The 12,534-nt window shown below is 61.9% G+C and carries 12 protein-coding genes; 8 read left to right on the forward strand and 4 right to left on the reverse strand.

What is annotated here, in order from left to right:
* The 3 genes from B0G73_RS00185 to B0G73_RS00195 form a co-directional block, all read right to left on the reverse strand.
* Positions 1-516, reverse strand: a complete 516-nt coding sequence (locus tag B0G73_RS00185) for a metal-dependent hydrolase (protein ID WP_106276822.1) — start codon at positions 514-516, stop codon at positions 1-3.
* A gap of 137 nt (positions 517-653) precedes the next feature.
* Positions 654-1,124, reverse strand: a complete 471-nt coding sequence (locus B0G73_RS00190; RefSeq protein WP_116123156.1) for a hypothetical protein — start codon at positions 1,122-1,124, stop codon at positions 654-656.
* 196 nt (positions 1,125-1,320) lie between these two features.
* Positions 1,321-2,469, reverse strand: a complete 1,149-nt coding sequence (locus B0G73_RS00195) for a porin (RefSeq protein WP_106276824.1) — start codon at positions 2,467-2,469, stop codon at positions 1,321-1,323.
* Positions 2,470-3,095: 626 nt separating this feature from the next.
* On the opposite strand from B0G73_RS00195, the gene B0G73_RS00200 reads away from it, so the two are divergent.
* From B0G73_RS00200 to B0G73_RS00210, 3 genes are all read left to right on the forward strand, one after another.
* Entirely contained in the window at positions 3,096-3,632 is a 537-nt protein-coding gene (locus B0G73_RS00200) for a hypothetical protein (RefSeq protein WP_106276826.1), read from the forward strand.
* A gap of 218 nt (positions 3,633-3,850) precedes the next feature.
* On the forward strand, positions 3,851-5,803 hold the full coding sequence (locus tag B0G73_RS00205; RefSeq protein WP_106276828.1) for a PhoX family phosphatase: 1,953 nt from the start codon (positions 3,851-3,853) through the stop codon (positions 5,801-5,803).
* A gap of 97 nt (positions 5,804-5,900) precedes the next feature.
* Entirely contained in the window at positions 5,901-6,491 is a 591-nt protein-coding gene (locus B0G73_RS00210; protein ID WP_106276830.1) for a hypothetical protein, read from the forward strand.
* 263 nt (positions 6,492-6,754) lie between these two features.
* Here B0G73_RS00210 and B0G73_RS00215 read toward each other — a convergent pair whose 3' ends face one another.
* Entirely contained in the window at positions 6,755-7,189 is a 435-nt protein-coding gene (locus tag B0G73_RS00215) for a hypothetical protein (RefSeq protein ID WP_106276833.1), read from the reverse strand.
* A 237-nt stretch (positions 7,190-7,426) separates the two neighbouring features.
* On the opposite strand from B0G73_RS00215, the gene B0G73_RS00220 reads away from it, so the two are divergent.
* From B0G73_RS00220 to B0G73_RS00240, 5 genes are all read left to right on the forward strand, one after another.
* The gene (locus B0G73_RS00220) at positions 7,427-8,128 is read left to right on the forward strand and encodes a CDP-alcohol phosphatidyltransferase family protein (RefSeq protein WP_106276835.1); all 702 of its coding nucleotides are present in this window, start codon (positions 7,427-7,429) and stop codon (positions 8,126-8,128) included.
* A complete protein-coding gene (locus B0G73_RS00225) occupies positions 8,125-8,937 on the forward strand; it encodes a 2OG-Fe(II) oxygenase (protein ID WP_106276837.1) in 813 nt (270 codons plus the stop codon). The genes B0G73_RS00220 and B0G73_RS00225 overlap by 4 nt, the downstream gene beginning before the upstream one ends.
* Positions 8,934-9,953: a lysylphosphatidylglycerol synthase domain-containing protein gene (locus B0G73_RS00230; protein ID WP_106276839.1), complete on the forward strand. Its 1,020-nt coding sequence runs from the start codon at positions 8,934-8,936 to the stop codon at positions 9,951-9,953. Before B0G73_RS00225 ends, B0G73_RS00230 begins: the two co-directional genes overlap by 4 nt.
* A gap of 27 nt (positions 9,954-9,980) precedes the next feature.
* On the forward strand, positions 9,981-10,745 hold the full coding sequence (locus tag B0G73_RS00235) for an NTP transferase domain-containing protein (protein WP_106276841.1): 765 nt from the start codon (positions 9,981-9,983) through the stop codon (positions 10,743-10,745).
* Between the two features lie 238 nt (positions 10,746-10,983).
* The gene (locus B0G73_RS00240) at positions 10,984-12,387 is read left to right on the forward strand and encodes an MFS transporter (protein ID WP_106276843.1); all 1,404 of its coding nucleotides are present in this window, start codon (positions 10,984-10,986) and stop codon (positions 12,385-12,387) included.
* Positions 12,388-12,534 lie beyond the last annotated feature (147 nt).

Raw genomic sequence — 12,534 nt, forward strand, 5'->3', positions numbered from 1 at the left:
TCAGCCGATCCGAAAATGCTGGAGCAAGGCCGTGCCGTGCACGCCATGCAACCAGACGTGCTGCCCGATAAACCACGCCGCCGCCCACGAAGCCGCCACCACGATCAGATCGCAGTGGCCGCTATTCCAGAGATTCAACGAGTGCCGCCCGGCAATCCATGGCACGCCTAATGGATTCGGCCAATCGGCGAACAGGTGCATCAGGCCTCCGCAGGCGAATCCGAACGCCGGCGCGGCATAGAGCGAATGCCCAAGCCAGTGATACGACACCGCGAGCAACGCGAGCCATCCCACGCCCCAATGCGTCAGCGTGCGATGCGTGATCCACAGACGCCGCGCGCGCGACCACCACGCGACTTCCAGCCAGTCCGGCGCCGTACTGCCGATCACGCCGGTGACGAAGCTCAACAACACGCCGACATGAAATGAACCGCCGCCGCCGATGCGCGCGACGATCGCCGCCGCGATGACGCCGGCCGCAAAACCGGTGGCGTGATGTGCTTTGCTGGATGCCATCGAAACTTACGGCGGAGCGCCGCTTCAGGAACAGAGGGCGGCTATGTTCGCAGATGCGCGGATAAAAAAATAGCCGGCACGCGAGGTAAAAAATCGCGCGTCGGCCTACCTTCAGATCGCAAGCGTGTGGCCGAAGCTCACGTCGAGCAACGTGCAATATCGAAGCGCATTTCCGGTTCCGGCGGATCGTCCGGCGCGTTGGCAGGATGCATCACCTTGATGACTGAGCCGGCATTCGACGGCGTCAGCGTCACGAAATACGAGTTGTTCGAATCGGAGCCGACGGCGATCTCCGTCGTGCCGCCGACGTGCGACGTGCGCACGCGTGACAAACGGCTTTCGAGGCAATCGGCGACATAAGCGGGGGCGCGTTGCGAAGACACGTAAATCATCGGCAGGGATGCGTCGCGGGCTGGGCCGCTGGAAGAGCCGCAGCCGGCGAGGGCGGCGAGCGCGGCGGCAGCGGGGGCAAGCAGGAGAAGTCTTTTCATGGTCCGATCGTCGGCGTCCCCGGTCGTACGCGGGAACTTGGGGCGCGGGCGAAGCGCAACGCGATAGAGCGCAACGTCATGCTTCGCGACGAAGCCGCCGTTCAACCGCAACGGCATCGCAACATTGCGACGTTGCGGCAAGGAAGGCAGCCGGGCTCAGTATACCCATCGGGTGCGCGCGTCGTCACCATCCGTGGCGGTCGGCATTGTGTCCAAACGTAAAGTCATAAAACCCGCGACGTGAGCGTGTCACGCGCGGGTTGTGTGCGCCGCGAATCGAATCATTCGCTCCGCAGGCATCAACTGAAAATACTTAGAAGCGGTGACGCAAGCCGACTGCTGCCGCCACCTGATTGCCGTTCGACGACGGCGCGAGCGTATTGATCGCCGCGACGTTCGAACCGAAGTTGCCGAGTTCGCCCGAGGCATGCTGATACACGCCTTCCACGTACACGTCGGTGCGCTTGCTCAGCGAGTAGTCGCCTTGCAGAGACACCGTGTGCCACTTCGGATCGCCCGAGCCATTCGAGCCGGACATCTTGCCGTCGGTGAACGTATACGAGGCCGCGAGGCTCAGTGCCGGCGTGAGCGCATAGCGGCCGTTCACTTCGTAGTTGTCCAGGTGCAGGTTGGTGCCGGCGACGCCAGGCAGCGTCGTGCCGCCGACGTCCACGCCGGTGATGCCGTCGAGCTGCGTATGCGTATAGACGAAACCGACCGTTGCCGGACCGTACGTGTAGTTGATGCCCGCGCCGTACGTGCGCTGCAGATTGGCCGCGACCGCCGCGGTGCCGTCGCCTTGCGACACTGCGCCGCTCAGGTTCGAACTGCCGGATTGGTTCAGTTGCAGGTAAGCGGCGGCAACGCTCAACGGACCGTTGTCATACGAAGCGCCGACGCTCCATGCGCGGTTGTTGGAGAAATCACCGGCCGAGTTGCTGAAACCGTACAGACCGCCGAACTTCAGACCCGCGTAGTTCGCGCTCGTGTACTTGACGGCGTTCTTGATCGAGAACGAGTTGTCGAGGTTGTCGTTATCGAGCGGGTGCGCCGCGAGATTATTGCCGTAGCCCGCGCCTGCTTCGGACAGCGGCGCCAGGTAGTCGACCACGGAATCGTATTGGCGGCCGAGCGTCAGCGCACCGTACTGATCGCTCTTCAGACCGACGAAAGCCTGACGGTTGAACATCGTGTTGCTTTCGGTGTCCTGGCCGTTATTCAGGTTGAAGCCGCTCTCCAACGTAAATATCGCATGCAGGCCGCCGCCGAGGTCTTCGCTGCCGCGCAGGCCGAAGTAGGTGTCCGACGCCGAGCCGCTGCCTTGTTGCCAGTTGCTATGGCCGCCCTGGTTATTCGAGTAGACGAGGCCGGCGTCCAGCGTGCCGTACAAGGTGACGCTGCTCTGGGCATGAGCGCTAATGGCAACCGCGCTGAGGACGCCTGCGATGAGGGTTTTTTTCATGGTTAGATAGCTCCGAAACAGTGCATAGGGAATCGCATTCGAGTGCTCACCGCCAATTACGCCGGCGGCCTGACGATCCGCTGCGAAGTGTATTCCTGCTATTCGTATCTTTAATTGCGGATGGCGCAACAATGATTTTTCTAATTCGTAATGGCGAATGGGTAATTGTTTAAGTGCGGGTAAATAAAGGAAAAATCCATTTGACGATGAATTCATGGAGGCCGTGTCAACATCGTATTGTTGCCTGATCGCGACGACTTGCCACAAGCCATTGGCAGTATGGGTTGGTGTCTATTTTGAGATATTTAGTCGATCTATTCTGTTTCCCGCAATGCACTCTTTCAATTTCCCGGATCTATCTCATTGAATTACGGTTTTACAATTCGTCTCGCCCCTTGACCAAGGGTGTCTTTTTCATCTTTATGCGCGGCCTTCGGGCCGCGTTTTTTTGTATTTTTATAGTCGGTTTATAAGTTATCGCAAATGCGGAAATAGATTATTTCGTTTGCCGTTGCGATTGCCGCGGCTTGTCCGTTCGTCAGAGGGCCGCATCCGCCGTGAGCGGGGCGGGTAGAATTGCGCGCTTGAGATGTGTTTCCGCCCCCGCGAACGTGAGTGAACCTGCAATGACCGATCTACCCCTTCCATCGTCCGACACCGCTGAAGATCTCACGACGGAAGGCGCGTCCGAATTGGGCGAAACCGTGCATGAAGCACGTCTGTGGCGCGACGACGGCTGGACCGCGCGCGTCATCAAGAATGAGGACGACGAAGGCTGGGCCGTCGCGATGATCAAGGACGGCGAAGCGGAACCCGCGCTCGTCGGTCCGTGGACGATGGGCCGCAACAAGAAGGATCCGAAACCGCTGGACACGTCGGCATTCAACACGCTGGTGAAGACGGCGTCTGAAGTGCTGCGGCGTCATGAGCAGCAACTGCGCGCGCAACTGCATAAGGAAGTGCGCGTGGCGAGCGTGGACGGCAACGACGAACTCGACATCACGCTCGACATCGTGCCCGACGAAGACGAGCCATATGCATTGCTGACCGCGCTCGACACATTCGGCGAGCAGCTCGCGCAAGTGCAGGTCGCGGCTAACTTCAAGCTCAGCAAGGCAAGCGCGGCGGCGTGGGTCGAGAACGAGTTTCGCCGTCCGGGTTAGAAGCCGCGCCGCTGCGGCCCGCGGCAGGCTCCGGGGGCTCGCCGGAGTCGTCTCTCGACGGCTTGGGTTTAAATTACTAAAGCCTGTCAATATACTTTCATATTCGCTTCATAGAATCCTCGCGTCATAGCGGCGCGAGCGTGAACCATGTGGTTTGGGTCTGAGTGCGTGCCGGCTGTGCATTCACTCACGCTACCCAAACACTGGATCACGACAACATGGCAGAGCCGCTCGACCTTTCCCGCCGCAAGGCCCTGAAACTTCTCGTGGGCGCGCCGATGCTGCCGCTCGGCGGACTCGCCACGGCCTCGATGCTGACCGGTTGCGGAGGCAGCGACGAGCTTGCGACGCCGGTCAAGCCGGTCGCCAACTTCGTCTCCGCGGCGTTCGCCAGCATGGCGACGCCGACGCTGGCCGACCCCGCCGCCATGGCGAAGACCACGGTGGGCTCGACCTTGACGGTACAACTGAGCGACGGCAGCAGCCGCGCGTTCAAGCTGGCGTATCAGCCGTTCTTCGTCACCGGCGACAGCGTGCCGAACGTGAAGGGCGGGACGATTCTTGCCGGCGGCTATTTCGACATCAACAATCAGCCGATCGTCGATAAATCGGTGGCGGGCAAGGAGCGCCAGTTCTACTCGGACTGCCCGGACGGCAGTTCGCTGATCCGCCTCGACAATCCCACGGTGAAGGGCCTCAAGGGCAACGCGGTATTCGCCGTCGTGCAGTTCGAATACACCACGCGCGATCAGAGTCTGGTCTCGATGTACGGCCAGTTGCCGTCGCCGATCGCCGTGCTCACGCTCGATCAGGACCCGGCCACCGGCAAGCTCACGCTGGCGGGTTACTCAAACGTCGATACATCGCAGGCCCATGGCTTGTGGATCACCTGCGGTGCGAGCCTGTCGCCGTGGAATACGCATCTGTCGAGTGAAGAGTACGAGCCGGACGCCACCACGATCGCCAGCAACAGCCAGTTCAAGGGCTTCAGCCGCAGTTTGTATGGCGATGAAACCACCGCGAACCCGTATCACTACGGGCATCTGCCGGAAGTCACCGTGAATCCGGACGGCACCGGCACGATCAAAAAGCACTACTGCCTTGGCCGAATCTCGCACGAACTGATTCAGGTGATGCCGGACAAGCGCACCGTCCTGATGGGCGACGATGCGACCAACGGCGGCCTGTTCATGTTCATCGCGGATCGCGAAGCCGATCTGTCGGCCGGCACGCTGTACGTCGCGAAGTGGACGCAGGTGTCGGCGAGCGGCGCGGGCGCGGCCACGCTGTCGTGGATCAACCTAGGCCACGCGACCAGCGACGAAATCGAGGCGCTCGCCAATCAGCTGCGCGCCAGCGACATCATGGACGTCGCGACCAAAGATCCGCTCGATCCGGCCTACACGAAGATCAACTACAACGGCACGTTCAACTGGGTGCGCATCAAGCCCGGCATGACGCAGGCGGCAACGTTCCTCGAGACGCATCGCTATGCGGCGCTGGCCGGCGGCAGCATGGGCTTCACGAAGCTCGAAGGCACGACGGTCAATATCAAGGACAAGGTGCTGTATTCGGCGATGTCGCGTATCGAGAAGTCGATGGTGCGCGGCAATGCCGCATCCACCGACGTGGCCGTCGATAAGACAATCAGCGCCGGCGCGGTCTACGCGCTGAACATGAAGGGCGGCCAGCGCGACCGCAGCGGCGCCGCGATCAACGGCGAATGGGTGCCGGTGGACATGGCCGCGCCCGCAGCGCTGGTCGGCGAGGATCTGTCGACGGCCGACGCGCTCGGCAACACCGCGAATCCCGAGCGCATTGCCAACCCGGACAACCTCAAGTTCTCGGAGAAGCTGCGCACGCTCTTTATCGGCGAGGACAGCGGCATGCACGTGAACAACTTTCTGTGGGCGTACAACGTCGACACGAAGACGCTCGCGCGCGTGCTTTCGTGTCCGGCGGGCGCCGAATCGACGGGCCTGCACGCGGTCGATGAAATCAACGGCTGGACCTACGTGATGAGCAACTTTCAGCACGTCGGAGACTGGGAAAGTCCGCTGCACGACAAGATCAAATCGACGCTCGATCCGCTCGTGCGGGCGAACTATAAGGACCGCTTCGGGGCGACGGTGGGGTATCTGACGGCGGAGCCGGCGGGGATCAGGTTGTAGGCCGAACGCGTCGAAGTCGCCTGTCTTAGGCCTTCTGGCTGAGGAGTCAGCGAGGGGGAATCTCGCGATAATTCGCGGTTTCCCCTTTGGCTGGCGTATGCAGTGGATTTCGATTTTGCGACGAGGCTATATCGACGTGGCAAGCGTGCGATATGGCCTTTCGCATCTCGTCGCCAGCTTCTTTACCCTCGCCATTCCCGCTTCGGGGAAGTTTGCTGCGACAACCGCAACCGTCCACGTCGAATACACGTCGCATTGCGTGTCGGTCGGACCGGGCGCGCAAAGCCCGTTGGATTTCGAGGCGCCTGGTAGTGGTCGCAGAATTTTTGACCACCGGCAGGTCGCTCGCGCATTCTGCACCGACCGGCACCGCTGGTCCCTTCGACTGCCAACGATCGTTGCCGAGCTCGGTGAACGGCGTTGCTATTTCACGGGCCATTCGAACTGGCTCGTGATTGAGGACATCACGGATCGTGGCGAGCCAGTTGAGTACGAGGTGTTTTTTCGTCTTCGCCGCATGGGGGCAAGCGCGTTGCGGCTGGTGATCGAAAGTGCGTATGTCCGCGACGTGACTAGGGGAAAGACGGGGACGCCGCGCAACCGGCGGAGCATTGTGCGGTTTCGTGTGATGGCGGCAAAGATATTGAGGGGCGAGTCGATTCGCGATCCGAGTCTCAACCGCCGCTAGCCGATGTGGCATCCGCGCATAACTGGCTGATTCCGGCCTCAAAAACAGGTGAGGCCCCACAAGGGGGCCTCATAACTTCGCGGGTGCGCTTGATCGGCGTGAGCCGACGTAACCAGCACGGCTGGATCCTGTTTCACCAGGAGGCAGATAGACGCCTTTGCAGGCCCCGGAAAATCCATCTGCAGCAATTATAACATGTAAAACGTCGTCTTCCTATCTGCCCATCGGCCATTCCAGCAAGCAGAGCGGCCGGTCGTGCCGCCTCAACTCCGCTTGCAAAAAATCGCCGTAATCAGCGGCGCTACGCGGTGCACGATCGCCGTGCTGCCGGTGCCGGCAATCGCGTTCCGCACTTTGGCCTCGCTGCCGAACACCACGACGCCGTAGGCCGAACGCGCGACCGGCTCGCCGTCGCCGACACGGAACATGGGATCGTCTTTTTCGTAGCCGACCACCGCGAACACCCGAAAGCCATATGCCGTCAAATCCGCACCGGACGTCGGCGAAAAGGCGTTGATCGAGTTGCTCTCCACACGCGTGGGCTTCGGGTCGATCAGCTGCTGGTCTGCGAGGTCGGCAATGAACTGATGGCCGCTTTCATTGCAGGCGAGCGGCGCATCGAGCGCGGTGGCGTAACTGGTGAGCGGCAGCGCGGCGGCTGCCAGAGCAAGGAGTACAGACGAAAGAAAGCGTTTCATAAGCGTGGACGGCCACCTGAATCGATGTAGTGTGTTCGCAACGGGCGGTGGCGTGAACTCGAGACCCGAAAAGACGTTGCGCATCGAAGTCATACCTTGACAGGCGCAACTGCTTTGTACTTTATCGCGATTCGGCAAATCTTGCTTCGCAGGCAGCACGGATCGGGAACCAACGGCGCCTTATGAAACGTACGGGAAGAAAGCAATCTTTTGCGATCCCGTATATATTTCCGGGTTATGAATTCGCGACCCGAAACTCCAATTAACGTTCCGCCGCCCAGAACATGGGACGCGCGGCTCGCCCGCCGGCTCGTGACTCCGCTTGTGAACACGTGGGTCACCCCGAACCATCTGACGACGCTGCGCCTCCTGATCGGGCTGGCAGGCGCGCCGTGCCTCGCTCACGGCGGGTTCGCGTGGGCCAACGCCGGCGCCTTGCTGATCGTGCTGTCGAACTTCGTCGACCACACGGACGGCGAGCTCGCGCGAATCAGTGGCAAGTCGAGCCGGATCGGTCATTTTTACGACCTCGCTTGCGACGCGCTCGTGACCGTCATGTTGTTCGTCGGCATGGGTGTCGGAGCGGGCGCCTCGCATATCGCGGGCTTGAAAATCGCGCCGGGTGTGCTCGGCGCCGTGGCCGGCGTAGCGATCGCGCTGATTTTCTTCCTGCGCATGCGCATCGAGGAAATGGCGGGCAAGGCGGGCACGAAGCAGGCCTCCGTCGGCGGCTTCGAAACTGAAGACGTCCTGTATCTGCTGCCGATCGTCACGTTCACCAGCGTCGTTCTGCCCTTCGTCGTGGTTGCGTCGATCGGCGCGCCGCTTTTCGCTGTCTGGGTGGTGGTCGACTACTGGCGCGTGGCGCGCCGTGCCGCCAGCCCGGCGCCGGCTGCCGCCGGTACGTCCGAAACCCGTCAAATGTGGGCCAGCGAATGAGTACGCAGGCCGAAAACGACGTGATCGCATCAGTTCCGTTAGAACGTTCGCCGGCTGCATCGCCCGCACCGAATGCCGACCGCGCGGTCGCGAGCCGCACGCACGGGTTCGACAACCCGCGTCTGCGCAAGGATTTCGCGGAGCAGGGCGCGTTTCTTTATCTGGAAGACTTTCTCGCGCCCGAAGTCACGGCGCAGCTCGTGCATAGCGCGCGTTCGCTGCTCGACGAGGTGAACCGCAACTATCTGCCGGGTCACAAGCAGGGCGGCAGTGTCAGCCGTCATACGATCGACCGCCTCGCGCCGTTCATCGCCGAGCTGTACCGCTCGAAGGAATTGACCGGCTGGCTGGAGCAACTGAGCGGCGACAAACTCCAGCTTTCGCCCGCCGACGATCCGCATGCGTACGCGCTTTACTACTACACGCGGCAAGGCGACCACATCGGCTGGCACTACGATACTTCGTACTATGACGGCCGCCGCTATACGTTGCTGCTCGGCGTGATCGACGAATCGTCTTGCCGGCTCGACTACGAACTCCACACGCGCAATCCGGATGTCCCGGATCAGCCGGGGTCGGTGCAGATTCCGCCGGGCGGCCTCGTGTTCTTCGACGGCGACAAGCTGCGGCATCGCATCACACCCGCCGGCGCGAACGAAATGCGCGTGTCGCTCACTTTCGAATACGTCACCGATCCGAACATGCGGCCGTGGCGCCGCTTCATCTCGAACATGAAGGATGCGATTGCGTACTTCGGCTTCCGCCAGGTTTTTCGCCAGATGACCCAACGCGGGAAGGACCGCGCATGAGCCGCGCGGCCCTGATCCTGCTGTCGATCGGGACAGCGCTGTTTGTCGGCCTGCTCGCGTGGCAGGGTTTCGGCTCGGTTGCTTCGACACTGCTTACCGCTGGCTGGGGACTCGCGCTCGTCGCGGCGTTCCACCTCGTGCCGGTGCTTCTCGATGCCGGCGCGATCTCGGTGTTGTTCCATCCTCGTCGCGACGGCATTCATCACGATCTGACATGGCGCGACGCGCTGTTCGCGCGCTGGATCGGCGAGTCGGTGAATAGCCTGCTGCCGGCCGGCCAGATCGGCGGACCCGTGGTCATGGTGCGGCAACTGTCCCAGCGTGGCATGCGCATGCGCGATGCCGCCGCGGCGATCACGGTGAGCACGACCGCGCAGGCGCTCGCGCAAATCATCTTCGCGCTGGGCGGACTTTTGCTGTTCGGCGCTTACGCAGCGCACGGCGCGCTGCACGATCTGCGGACTGCCACGCTGATTGCGACCGGCGTGCTGGGCGCGATGATCGTCGGGTTTTACTATGCGCAGCGGCGCGGTTTGTTCGGGCGCTTGCTCGGCGTGATCTCCAAGGTTTTCGGCAAGCGCGACTGGTCTTCGCTGATGACGCGCGCCGAAGCCGTCGACGCCGCCGTGCAGGCCATGTATCGCGAACGCGGCCGCGTGGCGGCAAGCTTCGCCATGAGTCTTGTGGGCTGGATCGTCGGCACGGTGGAAGTGTGGCTCGCGCTGCGCTTTCTCGGACATCCGGTCGACTGGGTCGACGCGTTGTTGCTCGAAAGCCTGGGCCAGGCCATTCGCGGCGCGGCGTTCATGATTCCCGGCTCGCTCGGCGTGCAGGAAGGCGGCTATCTGCTGCTCGCGCCGCTGGTTGGTTTGCCGCCGGACGCGGCCTTGGCGTTGTCGCTCGCCAAGCGCGCCCGCGAAATCCTGCTAGGCTTGCCGGGTCTGCTGGTTCTGCACTTCAGCGAACGAAGCTGGCAACGGCGCCGCGCGACAGGGCGCGTGCCGGTTGTCGATTAAACTCCGTATTTTTTCAAAGGACCGCGCATGCGTGCCATCATCCTCGCTGCGGGCCTCGGCCTGCGTCTCCAGCAACCGCCGGAAGCTCAGTTCCCGAAGTGTCTGTTGCAATTCGACGGCATGAGCCTGCTCGAACGGCATCTGCAAATGCTCGAAACCGCCGGCGTGACTGAAGTCGTGCTGGCGCTCGGCTTTCAGCCGGAATCGGTGCAGGCGGAACTGGAGCGCATCAACTGGCCGCACAAAGTGGAAACCGTGCTGAACACGCGTTACGACCTGGGCAGCGTGCTGACGGTGCACACGGTGGCCGAGGCGCTGACGCGCGGCGGCGACGTGCTGTTGATGGACGCCGACGTGCTTTACGACGAGCGCATTCTGGCTGCTCTGGTGGCGGGCGAGACGGTCAACCGCCTGTTGATCGACCGTGATTTCGAAGCCGGCGACGAACCCGTCAAGCTGTGCCTGAAAGACGGCGTGCCGGTCGAGTTGCGCAAGCAGCTCGCGGTCAATCTCGAGTACGACACGATCGGCGAATCGGTCGGGTTCTTCCGCTTCCGGCAGGAAACCGCGCAACGCTTCGCGCAGATCGTGGCTGGTTATGTGGACAGCGGCCGGGCCAATCTGCCGCACGAAGAAGCGGTACGCGATCTGCTGCTGGAGCGCAGCCAGGTGTTCGATACCGCGGACGTGACCGGCGCGCCCTGGATCGAAATCGACTTCCCGAACGACGTGGCTCGCGCAAGCGCCGAGATCCTGCCGCAATTGCAGCCGTTGGTCAGCGCATCGCGCTAAGTCATCCGTCTGCCTGTTCGCTGACGTATCGAAGGTTGAGCGGGCTGAATGCCGGCTCAACCTTTTTGCGTTTACGTAAGTTGACGGCTCGCGCACTCGCGTTGCGACGCTGCGTGGTTGCGCGTTCAACCATACGTGTCTATCCGAGTGAAAAGACCTCGCGCAACAACATCTGTTGCCGATGCGATGCCATAATCGACGCTTTACACCGGCGGCCTTGCAACCCGTCGCCATGCCAATGCCTCTCGCTTTAGGCACTTTCATTGTTCCGCTGATCGTCGCGTGTGCGATGTTCATGGAAAACGTGGACGGCACGGTCATCGTGACGTCGCTGCCGGTTCTGGCGCGCGATCTCGGCCAGGATCCCATCACCCTCAAGCTCGCCGTGACAGCTTATGTCATCGGCCTCGGTGTCTTCATTCCAATCTGCGGCTGGGTTGCTGACCGCTTCGGTTCGCGCACGGTGTTTCGCGCGGCGATCGGCGTTTTCATGGCCGGCTCGCTGATGTGCGCGGCTTCCACATCGCTCGGCACGTTTGTGGTCGCGCGATTCGTGCAAGGCCTCGGCGGCGCGATGATGGTGCCGGTGGGCCGCATCATCATTTTCCGTTCTGTGCCGAAGTCCGACTTTATCCGTGCAGTCAACTATCTGACGGTGCCGGCTTTGCTCGGACCGGTGGTCGGGCCGCCGCTGGGTGGTTTCATCACCACTTATCTGCACTGGCGTCTGATTTTTTTCATCAACATTCCAATTGGCCTGCTGGGCATCTGGCTCGCGAATAAACACATCGCCAACGTCCGTGAAGCGCATCCGGGCCGGCTCGACTGGACCGGTTTCTTTTTGTCCGCGAGCGGAGCGTCGCTGTTCATGCTGGGGCTCTCGCTAGTGGGCGGCGAGTTGGTGTCGAACCCGGTGTCGGTGGGCATGTGCGTGATCGGCGTGGTGTTGCTGACGCTGTATGTGCTGTACGCGAGCCGCGTCGAATTGCCTGTGCTCGATCTTCGGCTGCTGCGCATTCCGAGTTTTCACGCGAGCGTGGTGGGCGGCTCGCTGTTTCGCATCGGCCTCGGGGCGGTGCCGTTTCTGTTGCCACTTGCATTGCAGGAAGGCCTCGGCATGACGGCGTTCAAGTCGGGGTCGATTACCTGTGCGTCCGCATTCGGCTCGATCTTCATGAAGGCGGCCGCGTCGCGCATTCTCGAGCGTTTCGGTTTCCGTACGGTGCTGATGTTCAACGCGTGCTGCGCGGGCCTCGCCATCGCGGTCTACGGTCTGTTCTTTCCTGGCACGCCGCATTGGCTGATCTGGTGTGTCGTGCTGTTCGGCGGTTTCTTTCCGTCACTGCAGTTCACGTCGTTGAACACGCTGGCATATGCCGATATCCCGAGCCGTGACGTGGGTCGCGCGACGAGTGTCGCAAGCGTGATCCAGCAGATTTCGTTGGGCCTCGGCGTGACGATCGCGGGTATCGTGCTGCAGATTTCGCATAACGTGCAGGGTCATTCGACTATTGTTTTCTCCGATTTCTGGCCGGCTTTTCTGGTGGTCGGGCTGTTCTCGTTCATGTCGATTCCGATTACCGCTCGACTGCCACATAACGCCGGCGATGAGATTGCGCGCGGCAGTCGCGGACGCGCGTAAAGCGCTGTACCGCGCGGCATGCCGCATGCCGAAGACGCCTGTCCCGGCTGTTTTGACGAGCGCTTCCCGGCGCGGTCCAACCGGTTTTTTTGTGTGCCGCAGCATAAACCCTACGACATCTAGCGGCTTCGCAAGCGAGTAGTTCAC

Origin of the sequence: Paraburkholderia sp. BL25I1N1 (genome assembly GCF_003002025.1) — a bacterium.
Taxonomy (GTDB): Bacteria; Pseudomonadota; Gammaproteobacteria; order Burkholderiales; family Burkholderiaceae; genus Paraburkholderia.